Genomic DNA, 14715 nt, shown 5'->3' with positions numbered 1-14715 from the left:
GCACCCGGGGGAACGGGGGGACCGCATGACGACCGACGCCGACCGGGCGGCGCGGGAGCGCCTGGCCCAGGAGGCCCGCGCCACCGCCACGACGCTGCTCGACTGGGTGGGCGCGCGCGTCGAGGCCCCGCGGGGCGAGCCCGGCGAGCGGCCGCGGCAGAGTCCCGGTCCCTGCACCTGGTGCCCGGTCTGCGCGCTGGTCGCCGCTCTGCGCGGGGAGCAGCCGGAGCTCACCGCCACCCTCGCCGAGCAGGCGTCCGGGCTCCTGGTCCTGCTGCGGCTGCTCCTGCAGGCGCACGCCACCGGCAGCCACGACCACCACGCCCCGCCGCCGGCACCCGACACCCCGAGCACCCGGACCACCCCGACCACCCCGACCCCGCCGACCGCCCCGGCCGGCTGGCCCGCCGAGTGGGGCACGCCGAGCTGGGCGGCCGACGTCCCCTGGGACGTCGCGCCGCACGCCACGTTCGACCCGGCCCCCGCCGCCCGGGGTACCGACGACGAGGCACCCGCCGCGACGCCCGCCGACCGTCCCACCGGCCGCCGCGGTCCCCGGCCGAGCCCGCGCCGGGCGCCCGGCGCCCCGGCCGCCGAGCCGGAGGCGACCGCATCCGTCGTCGGGAACGGCACCGGACCCGCCGCCCACGCGACCGCGCGCCGCGGGGTGCAGCGCATCCCCGTCCGTCGACGGCCACGCCCGTGCTGACGGTCGGGGTCGACATCGGCGGGACGACGGTCAAGGCGGGCCTCGTCGCGGCCGACGGGACCCTGCTGGCCAGCCGGGTCGCCGCGACGCCGCGGCAGTCCTCGGAGCTCGACGGGACCGTCGCGAAGCTCGTCGCCCACCTCTCCGACGAGGCCCGCTCGGCGGGCCGGGAGGTCGGCGCGGTGGGGCTCGCGGTGGCGGGCTTCGTCGACCCGGACCGGCGGGCGGTGTCCTTCGGGGCCCACCTGCCGTGGCGGGACGAGCCGGTGGTCGACCGCATGACCGACCGCCTCGGACTCCCCGTCACCCTCGAGCACGACGCGAACGCCGCCGGGCTCGCCGAGCACCGGGTCGGTGCGGCGGCCGGCGCGCGGGTGGCGGTCCTGGTGGCGCTCGGCACCGGGATCGGGGCCGCGCTCGTGATCGACGGGCACGTCTTCCGCGGGGCCTTCGGGGTCGCACCCGAGCTCGACCACGTGGTGGTCGTGCCCGACGGACGCCCCTGCCCCTGCGGCAAGCGCGGCTGCCTCGAGCGCTACTGCAGCGGCACCGCGCTGGGCGCGAGCGCCGACGAGCTGGTGTCGGCGAGCGAGGACTTCTCCACCCTGCGGGTGGCGTGGGAGCGCGGGCTGCCGCTGTCCGGGCGCGACGTCGCGCACGCCGCCGCCGGCGGGGACCACCTCGCCCTGCGGGTCGTCGCCGACTTCGCCGCCTGGCTCGGGCGGGGCCTCGCGATGGTGGCGGACACGTTCGACCCGGACGTCGTCGTCATCGGCGGCGAGGTCTCGGCGTCGTCGGAGCTCTACCTCGACGACGCCCGGGCGGTGTACGCCGACGAGGTCACCGGGCGCGGCCACCGGCGGCTGGCCGACGTGCGCGCAGCGGTGCTCGGCGGGGACGCCGGGATGATCGGCGCCGCGCTCGACGCCGGGGAGCGCGGGCTCTAGACGGTGCCCTCGGGGTCCTCGGACTCCGACGGGCGCCGCATCCCGACGACGAGCCAGCCGAGGCCGGCCGCCATGGCCAGCAGGCCCGGGACGATGCCGAGCCCGGCGACCCCGCCGACGAGCGCGGGCAGGGCGAGCAGGACCACGCCGGCCACGAGCAGCAGGAGCCCGAACAGGCTGGACAGCCCGATCCGGGGCAGCGGGGGCGGCTCCGGCGGGACGAAGTGCTCGTCCTCGGGACGCCGAGGTGCGTGCGGCCGGTGGGCCGCGGGCGGCGACGGCGGCGGGGTGGGCTGCGTCGGCTCCGGGGCCGGGGTGAACAGCTCGTCGGCGGACCGTTCGGGGTGCGCCGACGGCTGGCCCTGCGGGGGCGTGGCGAGCCCGACGCCGGACGACGGCCCGTCCTCGTCGGGCACGACCGGCCAGCGCGGCGCGTCCGCGGCGGCCCAGTCGGCGACGATCGCCGCGAACGCGGCGTCGACGTCGTCGGGCAGCTCGAAGCGGCGCGCGTCGGCGGACTGGCCGGAGCCGGCCTCGTCGCGGCGGGCGGGGTCCTCCGGGTCGGGCGTGCTCATGCGGGATGTCCTGCCTCTGCGCGTGCGGCGTGCAGCCGGCGGGCGAACTCGGTGCTGCCGGCGAAGATCCTGGGGGCGTCGTGGTCGAGGGTCGCGACGTGGTAGCTGTCCTGCAGGACGACCTCGGTGACGTCGGTGGCGGACACCCCGTCGAGGACGAGGCTCGCGTTCACCGGTTCCACGACGTGGTCGGCGGTCGAGCGGTACAGCAGCACCGGGCTCGTCACGCGGGGGAGATCGGTCTGGACCACCGACCACAGCTCGGTCAGCGACACGAACGCCTTGAGCGGCACCCGGTCGTACCCGAGCTCGGTGACGCCCGGCTTCGCGACGTCGTTCGCCACGCCCGGCGCCCACGGCCACAGCCGCGCCAGGTAGCGGGCGAAGGCGGCATCGCGGCGCAGCGTCGTCACCGACGGGTTGACCAGGCAGATGCCGGTGATCCGGTCGCCGTACTCCTCGGCCGCCCGCAGCGTCAGCGTGCCGCCCATGGAGAGCCCGAAGACGAACACCGACCGGTAGCGGCCGAGCAGGTCGTCGACGGCGCGGGCGATCTCGCCGTACCAGTCGGGCCAGCGGGTGGCCTGCATGTCCTGCCAGCGGGTGCCGTGCCCGGGCAGCCGCGGGCCGCGGACCGCGATGCCCTCGGCCGCGAGGTGCTCCCCCCACGGCCGCATGCTCTGCGGGCAGCCCGTGAACCCGTGCGCGAGCACCACGCCGATCTCGGCGCCCTCGGGGTCGGCGGAGAACGGCTCCGCCCCGGGCATCACGGGCACACGTGCCTCCACGACGGGGATGGCGGGCGCGGGGACGCCCTGGGCGTCATCGTGTCACGTCCCACACCGGTGCGGTACGTGCAGGTGCCCGATCCGGTGGTGTCGTCGGTGGCCGGTCGGTGGACCGTCGGCGACGCGCTGTCGTTGTCGCCCGACACGCCGCTGCCTAGGCTGCGACATCCGAGGGTCGGCGGGGAAGGGGAGCGGTGCTCTACTGGTTGATGAAGTGGGTCTTCATGGGTCCGCTCATGCGGGTGGCGTTCCGGCCGGAGGTCCGCGGCGCGGAGAACCTGCCGCGCACCGGCGGGGCCCTGGTCGCGTCGAACCACCTCGCGGTGCTCGACTCGTTCGTCCTCCCGCTCATGGTGCCGCGGCGGATGGCCTTCCCGGCCAAGGCGGAGTACTTCACGACGACGGGTCCGATCGGCACCCTGCAGCGCTGGTTCTTCACCGGCATGGGCCAGGTCCCGATCGAGCGCGGCAACGGGCGCGCCGCCCGTGCCGCCCTCGACACCGGGATCGGGGTCATGCGCGAGGGTCGGCTGTTCGGGATCTACCCCGAGGGCACGCGCTCGCCCGACGGCCGCCTCTACAAGGGCCGCACCGGGGTCGCCCGGATGGCCCTGGAGGCCGGGGTGCCCGTGGTGCCGGTCGCGATGATCGGCACCGACCGCGCGAACCCGGTCGGATCCCGGTTCTGGCGCCCCGTGAAGATCACGATCGCCATCGGGCGCCCGCTGGACTTCTCCCGCTACGCCGGCATCGCCGACGACCGCCAGGTCGAGCGCGCGATCACCGACGAGGTGATGGACGCGATCCTGGAGCTCTCCGGCCAGGAGTACGTGGACGTCTACGCCTCGAAGGCCAAGGAGAGCGCGGGCGACGCCACGGCGGCCTGACACAATCGCGCGTCGTGGCACGGATCTTCTACGACTGCGAGTTCATCGAGGACGGGACGACGATCGATCTCGTCTCCCTCGGGGCGGTCGACGAGGACGGGCGGGAGTTCTACGCGATCTCCCGCGCGTTCGACCCGATGAAGGCCGGCCCGTGGGTGCGGAAGAACGTGCTGGACAAGCTCCCGCCCTCGTCCGACCCGGCCTGGCGCAGCCGGCTGCAGATCCGCGAGGACTTCTTCGCGTTCGTGACGGCGGGTGCGGGTCCGGTCGAGCTGTGGGCCTGGAACGCGCCGTACGACCACGTGGTGGTGGCCCAGCTCTGGGGTGCCATGCCCGCCCTGCCGCGCGAGCTGCCCCGCTTCACCCGCGACCTGCGCCAGCGCTGGGACGACGTCGGGCGCCCCGAGCTCCCGCCCGCGCCGCCGGACGCCCACGACGCCCTCGCCGACGCCCGCCACAACCTCGTGAAGTGGACGGTCATCGACGAGATCTGGCGCGCCCGGATGGGCGGAGACCACGGGCACCCGTCGGAATGATCGTCCGCGAAACGGGGTTCCCCGGCGTATGAGCGAGCAGGTGGAGACCAACCCGACCGACTGGGTGCGCGAGCAGATCGAGCAGATCCAGCGCACCGGGACGACCGAGGGCATCACCGTCAAGGGATCCCCGATCATCCTGATGACGCTGCGCGGGGCGAAGACCGGCAAGCTGCGGCACACCCCGGTGATGCGCGTCGAGCACGACGGGGACTACGCGATCGTCGCCTCGAAGGGCGGGGCCGACGAGCACCCCACCTGGTACCACAACATCGTCGCGCACCCGGAGTTCCCCATCCAGGACGGCCGGGAGACGAAGACCTACCGCGCCCGCATCGTCACCGGTGACGAGCGCGCGCAGTGGTGGGAGCGGGCCGTCGCGGCCTTCCCCTCGTACGCCGACTACGCGAAGTCCACCGACCGCGAGATCCCGGTGTTCGTGGCCGAGCCCGTCTAGGTGCCCGAGGCCCGTGAGTACTTCTCACGGGTATGACCGTCAGAACTGCTCACAGGCCGGAGGCACGTTGCGCATCGGACTCGTCGGCGGCGGCTTCCCGGAGGTCCGCCGGTGTCTCACCGAGGCCCTGGCGGACCTCGCGATCCCGGAGCTGGACGGGGCGGAGCTGGTCGACGTGCCGCACTCGGCCCCGGTGCCGGCCGACGTGCTCGCCCCCCTGGGCAGCACGATCGACGGCGCGCTGATCGACGCGTGCGGGGCCCGTCTGGTGCAGCAGTTCGGCGTGGGCGTCTCCGGGGTCGACCTGGAGGCCGCCCGCACCCGGGGCGTGCCCGTGGCGAACGTGCCCGGCGGCGGATCGGGCAACGCCACCGCCGTCGCGGAGATCGCGCTGCTCCTGCTGCTGGCGCTGCTGCGCCGCTACGAGGAGGCGCGGGCGGGCGTCGCGGAGAAGGCGGTCGGGTCGCCCATGGGCGTCATGCTGCGCGGGCGCACGGTGGCCGTGCTCGGCACGGGCGACATCGGGGTCGAGGTCGCCGTGCGGCTCCGCGCCTTCGGGGTGCGCGTGGTCGGCATCGGGCGCCGCGAGGCGTCGGACTACCCGGCGGCCGCCGCCGTCGTCGACGAGTACCGCCACGGCGACCTCGCGCAGGCCCTCGCCGGGTGCGACGACCTCGTCGTCGCCTGCCCGCTGACCGAGGCGACCCGCGGCATCGTGTCCGACACCGCGCTCGCGGCCCTGAACCCGGGCGGGCACCTCGTCAACGTGGCGCGCGGCCCCGTGGTGGACCGCGACGCGCTGCTGGCGGCGCTGGCCGGGGGAGGCCTCGCGGGCGCCGGACTCGACGTCACCTGGGTGGAGCCCATCGACCCCCACGACGAGCTGCTGGAGCACCACGTGCTCGTCACGCCGCACGTCGGGGGCATCACCGAGCAGTCCTACGCCGGCATGGCGCGGGAGTTCGTGACGAACGTCGGCCGCTTCGTCCGAGGGGAACCGATCCAGCACCGGGTGGCGTGACAGTAGGCTGATGCCTCGTGTGGTCCGTCGACCTGCCCGTGGATGCCCTGCCCGGCCTGCCGCCCCTGCCCGCGGAGATGCGGGAGCGGCTCGATGCCGCCCTCTCCCGGCCGGCGGCGCAGCAGCCCGCGTGGCCGGACGCGGCGGCGGTGAGCGACGCCCGGACGGTCCTCGAGCACGTCCCGCCGATCACCGTGCCGGCCGAGATCGACCGCCTCCGCGGCCAGCTCGCGGCCGTGGCCCGCGGCGAGGCGTTCCTGCTCCAGGGCGGGGACTGCGCCGAGACCTTCGCGGACAACACCGAGCCCCACCTGCGCGGCAACATCCGCACGCTGCTGCAGATGGCGGTGGTGCTGACCTACGGCGCCTCCACGCCCGTCGTCAAGATCGGGCGGATCGCCGGGCAGTACGCGAAGCCGCGGTCGTCGGACGTCGACGCCTTCGGCCTCCCGTCCTACCGCGGCGACATGGTCAACTCGCTGGCCGCGAACGCCGAGCTGCGGGTGCCCGACCCGGGCCGGATGATCCGCGCCTACGCGAACGCCTCGGCGGCGATGAACCTGACCCGTGCGCTGACCAGCGGCGGCATGGCCGACCTGCACGAGGTGCACGACTGGAACCGGGAGTTCGTCGCGAACTCCGCGGCGGGCGAGCGCTACGAGGCCGTGGCCGCCGAGATCGATCGCGCGCTGCGCTTCATGTCGGCGTGCGGCGTCACCGACCACTCGCTGCACTCCACCGAGATCTACGCCAGCCACGAGGCCCTCGTCCTGGACTACGAGCGCGCCCTGCTGCGCCTGGACTCGGCCCGCCGGGACGACCCCCGCCTGTTCTCCCTCGGCGCCCACTTCCTGTGGATCGGCGAGCGCACCCGTGCCCTCGACGGTGCCCACATCGCCTTCGCCGAGCTGCTCGCGAACCCGATCGGGCTCAAGATCGGACCGGGCACCACGCCCGAGCAGGCCGTCGAGTACGTGGAACGGCTCGACCCGAACCACGAGGCCGGCCGCCTCACGCTGATCAGCCGCATGGGCGCGGGCAAGGTGCGCGACGTGCTCCCGGGCATCGTCGAGAAGGTCACCGCCTCGGGCCACCAGGTCATCTGGCAGTGCGACCCGATGCACGGCAACACCTACGAGGCCACGACCGGCTTCAAGACCCGCCACTTCGACCAGGTGGTCGACGAGGTCCAGGGCTTCTTCGAGGTCCACCACCGGCTCGGCACCCACCCCGGCGGCATCCACGTGGAGCTCACCGGCGAGGACGTCACCGAGTGCCTCGGCGGCGCCCAGGAGATCTCCGACACCGACCTCGCCGGGCGCTACGAGACCGCCTGCGACCCGCGGCTGAACACGCAGCAGTCGCTGGAGCTGGCGTTCCTCATCGCGGAGATGCTCCGCAACTAGGCGTCTAGGGGGTCCCCAGACCCCAGCCGACGACGCCCGAGGCGACGCTCGCGGCGATCACCGCGAGCACCCACATGGTGAAGATCCGGCGCGACCGGATGCGGTCGCGACGCCGGGCGTGGCGCTCCACGCGGTCCACCACGTCCGCGTTGCGGTCCGCGCGCGACGGCGGGTCCGGCTCGTCCTCGGGCTCCGGGTCCGGCGCGCGGAACGGCGGGGGCGGGTCGTCGACCGGCGCGCGGGGCGTCGGGCCGGTGAACACCCGGGTGCCGGTGTGCGGGGGAGGGGCGGCGGCGGTGCGTCGCCGCTGCGGGGCCGCGACCGGGGCGAACGGCAGCGACTCCTCCTGCCGCGCGCGCCGGGCGGCCTCGAGGAACGCCGTCGCGCCGGCCAGCCGGTCGTCCGGGTCGCGGCGGGTGGCGGCGACGACGAGCCGGTCGAGGGCCCTCGGGATGCCCGGCGCCCGCGTGGAGGGCGCCGGGACGTCGACGTTGACGTGCCGGTACGCGACGGCGAGCGCGGTGTCGCCGCCGTGCGGCGGGACGCCGGTGAGCAGCTCGAACAGCACCACCCCGGCCTGGTAGACGTCGCTGCGCTCGTCGGTGCGGCCGTGCTGGACCTGTTCCGGGGCGAGGTAGGCGGCGGTGCCGAGGATGAGGTCGTCGGAGGTCGAGCCGCCGGTGTCGAGCGACCCGTCGGCGGCGCCGTCCCAGGCCGCGGCGACCAGTCCGAAGTCGGCGACCTTGAGCTGCCCGGTGCTCGAGACCAGCACGTTCTCCGGCTTGACGTCGCGGTGCACCATGCCGCCGCGGTGCGCCACCGACAGCGCCGCGAGCACCTGCTCCACCACCGTCAGCGCGCTCGCGGGGGCGAGGCGGACCTGTTCGCGCAGGACGTCGCGCAGCGTGCCGCCCTCGACCAGCTCCAGGACGAGGAAGATCGTCCCGTCGGCGTGGCGTCCCTGGTCGTGCACCGCGACGATCCCGGGGTGGGACAGACGCGCCGCCGCCCGCGCCTCGCGCTCGAAGCGGCGGACGAACGCCGGGTCCTGCGCCAACGACGGGTCCATGATCTTGACCGCCACCGGACGGTCCAGGCGCAGGTCGGTGCCGCGGTGCACGGTGGACATCCCACCGCGGGCGATCACCTCGCCGACGCGGTAGCGGCCGTCGAGCACCGTGCGGGCGGTCCCCGGAGCGGTGTCGCGCGGCATGGCTGGATGCTAGGCGCGGCAGGCGCGGCGCGGCGTGGACGACGCGCGGCACCGTGTCTCCCGTGGGGCTGATGTTGTGCGGGCCGTCGCTCTGGCACAGTCTGCTCCGATGACCGCCGCACTGACCGCTCTCGTCGGCCGCGAGATCGACGCCCTCACCCTCGCCCAGGCCGGCGAGCGACTCGGCGTGCCCCGCACCCGGGTCGGCCAGATGATCAAACAGGGCCAGCTCCTGGGCGTCCGCGAGGGCGACCAGTGGATCGTCCCCGCCGCCTTCCTCGTCGACACCGGCGTGGTCAAGGGCCTCCCCGGGCTGATCACGCTCCTGCGCGACGGGGGCTACACCGACGCGGAGATCCTGCGCTGGCTCTTCCAGGAGGACCCGACGCTGCCCGGCGCGCCGATCGAGGCGCTGCGCTCGGACCGCGGCGGCGAGGTCAAGCGGCGCGCCCAGGCGATGGCCTTCTGACCAGGGCGACGACGACGGGTGCGAGGGCCGCGGTGCGCCGCGGCCCCAGCGTCCGCAGCAGTCCGCCCACGACGGCGGGTCCGTGCCAGGCCCGCACCCGGTCCCGGCCGTCCGCGGTGACGGTCACGGCGAGCAGCGTCGGGGCGTGCGGCGGGTCCGCGCCGTAGGCCCCGGCGCGCCAGGCCCGCACGCGGTAGTCGCGCAGGGGCAGCACCTCGAGCTCCGGCACCCGCCGCCGGACCTCGCGGGCCACCGTCCGGCAGCGGTGGCAGTCCGCGTCGAACGCGAGGACGAGCTCGTCGGGCACGGCCGTCACCGGGCGCGGCGGCGTGCTCCGGGCCGGTGGCGGGCCGCGACGGCGCGCAGCAGGCCGGGACCGGCGACGGCGGCGCGGCGGGCGTTGCTCACGACGACGCGGTGGGCGAGCACGTCGTAGTCCGCCGCCACGATCTCGTCGAGGATGCCGCCGTAGAGCACCGACGCCGTGCGCACGCAGGGCCGCGAGACGGGGTCGAGCAGCGCGATCCCGGCGTCGGCGCGCCGATAGATCGCCCGCGTGCGGGCGACGAGGTGCGCGATCGCCCGGCGCACCCGCGGGTCGGTGCGGCCCTGCTCCCGGCACCACGTCAGGAGCTCGCGGTCGACCCCGAACGCGGCCAGCTCGTCCGCGGGGAGGTAGATGCGCCCGCGGTCGAGGTCCTCGCCGACGTCGCGCAGGAAGTTGGTGATCTGGAAGGCGACGCCGAGGGCCGCCGCCGCGGGCTCGGCCTCCTCCCGCGGCACGACGGTGCCGAGGACCGGCAGCACCTGCAGCCCGATCACCGCCGCCGAGCCGTGCACGTAGACCGCGAGGTCGTCGAACGTCGGGTAGTCGGTGACGGTCAGGTCCATCGCCATCGAGTCCATGAAGTCCTCGAGGTGGCGGTGGTCGATGCCGTAGCGGTCGACGGTGTGGGCCAGGGCGGCGACCACGGGTTCCTCGGTGAGCACGTCGCGCGTCCCCGACAGCGCGACCCGCATCCGGGCGCGGATCTCCTCGATCCGTGCCACGACCTCGGCGACCGTGGCCGCGCCGGGGGCGTCCACCACGTCGTCGGCCATCCGCGCGAACCCGTAGAGGGCGTGGATCGCCGGGCGCTGGGCGGGCGTGAGCAGGCGGGTCGCGAGGAAGTAGGTGCGACCGTGCTCGGCGTTCAGGGCGCGGCACCGCGCGTAGGCGCCGCGCAGGGCCGGTGCCGTGATGCCCGCCGCGTCCAGCTCCGCCGCCGCCCTGCGCGGCGGGACGGCGGGAGCGGCCACACCCGTCGTCACGGACGCATCCCGGCGATCCGCGCGGCCGCGAGCTTCCCGGAGACCACCACCGTGGGCACCCCGACGCCCGGGGTGGTGCCGCAGCCCGCGAGGAAGGCGTTGTCCACCCCGCGGACGCGGTTGCTCGACCGGAACGGCCCGGTCTGCGCGAACGTGTGCGCCGCGGAGAACGGGGTGCCGGCGGCCATGCCCATCCCGGCCCAGTCGGCGGGGGAGATGCGGTGCTCCGCGACGACGTGGTCGCCCAGGTCGATCCCGCGCCCCGCGAGCACGTCCAGCAGCTCGTCGCGGTAGCGCGGTCCCACCCGCTCCCAGTCGAGGTCGGGCGCCGTGTCCTGGTTCGGGCAGGGCGCCAGCACCGACACGTAGTCACCGCCCGCGGGGGCGAGCGACGGATCGGTCGCGGTCGGCCGCGTGATCAGCAGCGAGGGGTCGGACATCAGGCGGCCGTCGGCGATGATCTCGTCGAAGGTCGATGCCCAGGCGTTCCCGAAGGAGATCGTGTGGTGGCCGAGGTCGGCCATCGGCCGGTCGAGGCCGAGGTGCACGACGTACGCCGAGGGCGACCAGCGCAGGGGCACCGCGCGCCGGGGCGTCCGCCCGAGCATGCGGTGCACCACCGGCAGGTCGGGGGTGAGCACGACGGCGTCGGTCGGAACGGCCCCGTCGTCGGTCTCGACCGCGGTGATCCGCGACCCGCTGCGGGTCAGCCCGGTGACGGTGGTGCCGTAGCGGAACTCCACGCCCGCCGCGGCCGCCGCGTCGGCGTAGGCCTGGGGCAGGGCGCGCACCCCGCCCTTCGGGAAGTAGACCCCGGCGATCGTGTCCATGTAGGCGATCACCGCGTACGCCGCCAACGCCTTGGCCGGCGGCACCCCGGCGTAGAGGGCCTGGAAGGAGAAGATCCGGCGCAGGCGCTCGTCGTCGATGAACTTCGCGATCCGCGGTCCGAGCCGGCCGAAGCCGCCGAGCAGGCCCAGGCGGACGAGATCGGGGGAGAGGACGTCGAGCGGCGAGTCGAAGTTGGCGTCGATGAAGGTCGCCATCTGGACGCCGTACAGCTCGGTCAGCCAGGCGCGCAGCCGGCGGTAGCCCTCGGCGTCACGGGGGGAGATCTTCTCCCGGATCTCCTGCTCCATGGCGTCGCCGTCGGTGTGGACCCGGATCTCGCTGCCGTCGGCGAACTGCGCGTGGTAGGCCGGGTCGAGGCGCACGAGGTCGAGGCGGTCGCCCAGCTTCTCGCCGACCGCGGCCAGCGGTTCCTCGAGCAGGTCGGGCATCGTGATCACCGAGGGGCCGGTGTCGAGCCGGAAGGCCCCGCCCCGGCCGTCGGGCAGGTCGATCCGCCCGGCGCGGCCACCGGCGAACGGCTCCCGCTCGACGACGGTGACCTCGCGGCCCGCTCCGCGCAGGTGCAGCGCCGCGGTGAGGCCGCCGAGGCCCGCACCCACGACGACGACGTGGTTCCCGCCGGCCATCAGAAGGTCCTCCGGGTCGCCTTGGCGGCGAGCGCGACGAGGCACTCCCGCGCCGCCGGCTCGACGTCGGCGGCGGTCAGCGCGTCGAGCGCCGACGTGGTCAGCGTGGTGATGCGGTCCTCCACCTCGTCCACGACGCCGAGCTCCTGCAGCGCGGTGCGCGCGGCGTCGAGGTCAGCGGGGGTCAGGTCGTCGCGCCCGAGCGCGTGCTCGACGGGCGCCGCGGCGTCCTGGTCGGGGTGCCGGCGGGCGAGCGCGACGAGCAGCGTGCGCTTGCCCTCGCGCAGGTCGTCGCCCGCGGGCTTGCCGGTGACGGCGGGGTCGCCGAAGACGCCGAGCAGGTCGTCGCGCAGTTGGAAGGCGATGCCGAGGTCGGTGCCGAAGCGTCGGTACGCCGCGACGAGGTCGTCGTCCGCGCCGGCCAGCGCGGCGCCGAGGTGCAACGGGCGTTCGATCGTGTAGGCCGCGGTCTTGTAGCGGCTGATGCGCAGGACGCCCTCGGGCGTGGCCTGGTCGGTCGCGTGGCCGACGACGTCGAGGAACTGGCCGGTCAGCATCTCGGTCCGCATCGCGTCCCACACCGCGGCGACGCGCCCGAGGGTGGCCGCGTCGAGCCCGGCGGCCCGGAGCATGTCGTCGGACCAGGCGAGGGCGAGGTCGCCGACGAGGATCGCGACCGCCGCGCCGAGCCGCTCGGAGGAACCGATCCAGTCACGCTCCGCGTGTCGGGCGGTCCAGCGCGCGTGCACCGTCGGGAGCCCACGGCGCAGGTCGGAGTCGTCGATGAGGTCGTCGTGCACGAGGGCGCAGACCTGGACGAGCTCGAGCGCCGACACGGCCCGGAGCACCACCTCGGGCGACGGCGACGACCCGCGCGCACCGCGCCAGCCCCACCAGGCGAAGGTGGGGCGCAGGCGCTTGCCGCCGCCGAGGGCCATCGTCGCGAGATCGTCCACGGCGTCGACGAACTCGGGCGCGAGGTCCGCGCACGTCTCCCGTCGACCGTCGAGGTAGCGGCCGAGCTCCGCGGTGACCGCCGCGGGCAGGTCCGCCTCGATCGCCGCGATCCCGTCGAGCGCCCCGGCGGGGCCCGTGTCCTGCGCGGACAGCGTCCGGCCCAAGGTCATCCGATCTCCTCCCGCCGTCGGCGATCACCAGGGTAGGGAACCCACGCCGGACCGGCTGGTCGGGCGCAAGCCCTCGCGTCGACCGTCACACGAAAGCCCCACACGCGCCGCCCGGCCACGTATGGTCACCGGATGGCCACTGTCATGGAGCGGATCCAGCGTGGGACGCCGACCTTCTCGGTGGAGTTCTTCCCCCCGAAGACCGACGAGGCGGAGCGCACGCTCTGGAACACGGTGCGCTCGATCGAGCCGCTGGACCCGGCGTTCGTCTCGGTGACCTACGGCGCCGGGGGGTCGAGCCGCGATCGCACCGTGCGCACCACCGGACGCATCGCCACCGACACCACCCTGACGGCGATGGCGCACCTCACCGCGGTCGACGCCTCGATGGACGACCTGCGCCACGTCATCGGCTCGTACGCCGAGGCGGGCATCTCGAACGTCCTCGCGATCCGGGGCGACCCCCCGAACGACAAGGACGCCGAGTGGGTGCCGCACCCCGCCGGGTTCTCCTACACCGAGGAACTGGTCCACATGGTCCGGCGCCTCGGCACCTTCTGCGTCGGCGTCGCCGCGTTCCCCTACCTGCACCCGCGTTCGGCGGACGAGGACACCGACACGCGGTTCTTCGTGCAGAAGGTGAAGGCGGGCGCGGAGTTCGCGATCACGCAGATGTTCTACGACGCCGACCAGTTCCTGCGGATGCGGGACCGGATCGCCGCCGCCGGCTGCGAGATCCCGATCATGCCCGGGCTCATGCCGATCACGACGCCGAAGGCGATGGAGCGCGGCGCCGACTTCTCGGGGGCCGCCCTGCCGGGGGCCATGGCCGAGCGGCTCGAGCCCCTGGTCGACGACGCCGCCGGGTTCCGGGAGGCGGGCATCGACCTGTGCGTCGAGCTCTCCCAGCGGATGTTCGACGAGGGCGTCGGCAACATCCACTACATCAGCATGAACCGCCACCCCGCCGTCGTGGACGTGGTGCAGCGGCTCGGCATCGCGGCGGACCCGACCGCCTGACGCCCGTGCCGCGCGGCGCGACCCGCCGGGTCGCGCCGTTCAGCGGCGCGCCCGACGGTCGACCCGCGGGCGCGTCGCCGCCGCCAGGGCGAACACCACGCCGGCTGCGACGAGGACGACCGCGGTGAGCAGCAGTGCCCAGCTGACCCACGACGGGGCGTCGGGGTCGGGGTACTCCGCGACGGCGTTGACCTCGCCGACCGCACCGGGGGTGAAGGTCCAGCTCACCACACCCTGGGAGACGGTGCCGTCGGTCTGACGCACCGTGCCCGGGAACGCGATCTTCAGTTGCACGTCGGCGCTCTCCGGCGCCACGCGCGTCAGGTCGACCTGGCCCGAGAGCAGCACCCGGTCGCCCGCCCGGCGCAGCTGCAGCCGCACGGCCGACGAGGTGGTGGGGCTGATCTGGGGGAGCAGGCGGGACACGTCGTCGAACGACAGGTCCTCGAACTCGACCCGCGAGCCGATGTAGCCGTCCTGCTCGTAGCGGGTGATCGTCACGTCGCCGGACAGATCCGACGGGACCTGCAGCGGCGGGCCGTTGCCCGCGGGCGTGCCGTCCGGCGTCCCGATGTCGATCGTGCCCGACACGGTGTCCTCCGGGGACACCGCGAGGCCGGCGCGGACGCGGACGCAGCCCGTGCCGAGCAGCGCCACCAGCGCCAGGACGACGGCCAGCAGGACCAGGGAGCGTCGGCGACGGCGGGTGGGCACGTCGACATCGTGCCAGGCGGGTCCGACAGCCACGGCCTGACGCGGCCCGACGCGGCC

General features: G+C 75.0%; 17 protein-coding genes. 9 read left to right on the top strand and 8 right to left on the bottom strand.

The features are described from left to right. The first annotated feature begins 25 nt into the window (after positions 1 to 25). Positions 26 to 709, top strand: coding sequence for a hypothetical protein (locus tag LN037_RS23545; RefSeq protein ID WP_230757860.1), 684 nt, complete (start codon positions 26 to 28; stop codon positions 707 to 709). After that, positions 703 to 1656 (top strand): ROK family protein, encoded by a 954-nt coding sequence (locus tag LN037_RS23540; RefSeq protein WP_230757857.1) that lies wholly within the window; start codon positions 703 to 705, stop codon positions 1654 to 1656. Before LN037_RS23545 ends, LN037_RS23540 begins: the two co-directional genes overlap by 7 nt. Here the strand turns inward: LN037_RS23540 and LN037_RS23535 are convergent. Together LN037_RS23535 and LN037_RS23530 are read right to left on the bottom strand one after the other, a co-directional pair. Further along, positions 1653 to 2231, bottom strand: a complete 579-nt coding sequence (locus LN037_RS23535; protein WP_230757853.1) for a hypothetical protein — start codon at positions 2229 to 2231, stop codon at positions 1653 to 1655. The two genes, LN037_RS23540 and LN037_RS23535, sit on opposite strands and share 4 nt — an antisense overlap. Beyond that, entirely contained in the window at positions 2228 to 3007 is a 780-nt protein-coding gene (locus tag LN037_RS23530) for an alpha/beta hydrolase (protein ID WP_230757933.1), read from the bottom strand. The genes LN037_RS23535 and LN037_RS23530 overlap by 4 nt, the downstream gene beginning before the upstream one ends. Positions 3008 to 3213: 206 nt before the next feature. On the opposite strand from LN037_RS23530, the gene LN037_RS23525 reads away from it, so the two are divergent. The 5 genes from LN037_RS23525 (at position 3214) to LN037_RS23505 (ending at position 7326) form a co-directional block, all read left to right on the top strand. After that, positions 3214 to 3906, top strand: coding sequence for a lysophospholipid acyltransferase family protein (locus LN037_RS23525; RefSeq protein WP_230757849.1), 693 nt, complete (start codon positions 3214 to 3216; stop codon positions 3904 to 3906). Between the two features lie 14 nt (positions 3907 to 3920). After that, on the top strand, positions 3921 to 4442 hold the full coding sequence (locus LN037_RS23520) for a polyadenylate-specific 3'-exoribonuclease AS (RefSeq protein WP_230757846.1): 522 nt from the start codon (positions 3921 to 3923) through the stop codon (positions 4440 to 4442). Positions 4443 to 4470: 28 nt separating this feature from the next. Then, the gene (locus LN037_RS23515) at positions 4471 to 4899 is read left to right on the top strand and encodes a nitroreductase family deazaflavin-dependent oxidoreductase (protein ID WP_230757841.1); all 429 of its coding nucleotides are present in this window, start codon (positions 4471 to 4473) and stop codon (positions 4897 to 4899) included. A gap of 67 nt (positions 4900 to 4966) precedes the next feature. Beyond that, entirely contained in the window at positions 4967 to 5920 is a 954-nt protein-coding gene (locus tag LN037_RS23510; RefSeq protein WP_230757839.1) for an NAD(P)-dependent oxidoreductase, read from the top strand. 77 nt (positions 5921 to 5997) lie between these two features. After that, entirely contained in the window at positions 5998 to 7326 is a 1329-nt protein-coding gene (locus tag LN037_RS23505; RefSeq protein WP_255694810.1) for a class II 3-deoxy-7-phosphoheptulonate synthase, read from the top strand. Between the two features lie 4 nt (positions 7327 to 7330). Here the strand turns inward: LN037_RS23505 and LN037_RS23500 are convergent, their stop codons facing one another. Continuing rightward, complete coding sequence (locus LN037_RS23500) at positions 7331 to 8539, bottom strand: protein kinase domain-containing protein (RefSeq protein WP_308286181.1); 1209 nt, start codon at positions 8537 to 8539, stop codon at positions 7331 to 7333. 109 nt (positions 8540 to 8648) lie between these two features. On the opposite strand from LN037_RS23500, the gene LN037_RS23495 reads away from it, so the two are divergent. After that, positions 8649 to 9008 (top strand): Rv2175c family DNA-binding protein, encoded by a 360-nt coding sequence (locus LN037_RS23495; RefSeq protein WP_230757834.1) that lies wholly within the window; start codon positions 8649 to 8651, stop codon positions 9006 to 9008. Here the strand turns inward: LN037_RS23495 and LN037_RS23490 are convergent. From LN037_RS23490 to LN037_RS23475, 4 genes are read right to left on the bottom strand one after another with little or no spacing between them, the layout of a single operon-like run. Beyond that, on the bottom strand, positions 8977 to 9315 hold the full coding sequence (locus tag LN037_RS23490; RefSeq protein ID WP_230757832.1) for a hypothetical protein: 339 nt from the start codon (positions 9313 to 9315) through the stop codon (positions 8977 to 8979). The genes LN037_RS23495 and LN037_RS23490 overlap by 32 nt on opposite strands. Positions 9316 to 9320: 5 nt before the next feature. Continuing rightward, positions 9321 to 10319, bottom strand: coding sequence for a phytoene/squalene synthase family protein (locus LN037_RS23485; RefSeq protein ID WP_230757830.1), 999 nt, complete (start codon positions 10317 to 10319; stop codon positions 9321 to 9323). After that, positions 10316 to 11797 (bottom strand): phytoene desaturase family protein, encoded by a 1482-nt coding sequence (gene crtI / locus LN037_RS23480; protein WP_230757828.1) that lies wholly within the window; start codon positions 11795 to 11797, stop codon positions 10316 to 10318. Before crtI ends, LN037_RS23485 begins: the two co-directional genes overlap by 4 nt. Continuing rightward, on the bottom strand, positions 11797 to 12924 hold the full coding sequence (locus tag LN037_RS23475; RefSeq protein ID WP_230757824.1) for a polyprenyl synthetase family protein: 1128 nt from the start codon (positions 12922 to 12924) through the stop codon (positions 11797 to 11799). Before LN037_RS23475 ends, crtI begins: the two co-directional genes overlap by 1 nt. Before the next feature lie 132 nt (positions 12925 to 13056). Between LN037_RS23475 and metF the strand changes: the two genes are divergently transcribed. Further along, positions 13057 to 13944, top strand: a complete 888-nt coding sequence (gene metF / locus LN037_RS23470) for a methylenetetrahydrofolate reductase [NAD(P)H] (RefSeq protein ID WP_230757822.1) — start codon at positions 13057 to 13059, stop codon at positions 13942 to 13944. Between the two features lie 39 nt (positions 13945 to 13983). On the opposite strand, the gene LN037_RS23465 is transcribed toward metF, so the two are convergent. Continuing rightward, entirely contained in the window at positions 13984 to 14658 is a 675-nt protein-coding gene (locus LN037_RS23465; protein WP_230757809.1) for an LppM family (lipo)protein, read from the bottom strand. Positions 14659 to 14715: the final 57 nt, after the last annotated feature.

It is taken from the genome of Actinomycetospora soli, assembly GCF_021026295.1.
GTDB lineage: Bacteria > Actinomycetota > Actinomycetes > Mycobacteriales > Pseudonocardiaceae > Actinomycetospora > Actinomycetospora soli.
The sequence above is the reverse complement of the archived record's forward strand: the minus strand, read 5'-3'. Positions and strand labels throughout refer to the sequence as shown.

What these genes read in the sequence shown, in the direction of transcription:
- LN037_RS23545 (WP_230757860.1), top strand. Translation starts at nt 26, where the DNA reads ATGACGACCGACGCCGACCGGGCGGCGCGGGAGCGCCTGGCCCAGGAG.
- LN037_RS23535 (WP_230757853.1), bottom strand. Translation starts at nt 2,231, where the DNA reads ATGAGCACGCCCGACCCGGAGGACCCCGCCCGCCGCGACGAGGCCGGC.
- LN037_RS23515 (WP_230757841.1), top strand. Translation starts at nt 4,471, where the DNA reads ATGAGCGAGCAGGTGGAGACCAACCCGACCGACTGGGTGCGCGAGCAG.
- LN037_RS23505 (WP_255694810.1), top strand. Translation starts at nt 5,998, where the DNA reads ATGCGGGAGCGGCTCGATGCCGCCCTCTCCCGGCCGGCGGCGCAGCAG.
- LN037_RS23500 (WP_308286181.1), bottom strand. Translation starts at nt 8,539, where the DNA reads ATGCCGCGCGACACCGCTCCGGGGACCGCCCGCACGGTGCTCGACGGC.
- LN037_RS23495 (WP_230757834.1), top strand. Translation starts at nt 8,649, where the DNA reads ATGACCGCCGCACTGACCGCTCTCGTCGGCCGCGAGATCGACGCCCTC.
- crtI (WP_230757828.1), bottom strand. Translation starts at nt 11,797, where the DNA reads ATGGCCGGCGGGAACCACGTCGTCGTCGTGGGTGCGGGCCTCGGCGGC.
- LN037_RS23475 (WP_230757824.1), bottom strand. Translation starts at nt 12,924, where the DNA reads ATGACCTTGGGCCGGACGCTGTCCGCGCAGGACACGGGCCCCGCCGGG.
- metF (WP_230757822.1), top strand. Translation starts at nt 13,057, where the DNA reads ATGGCCACTGTCATGGAGCGGATCCAGCGTGGGACGCCGACCTTCTCG.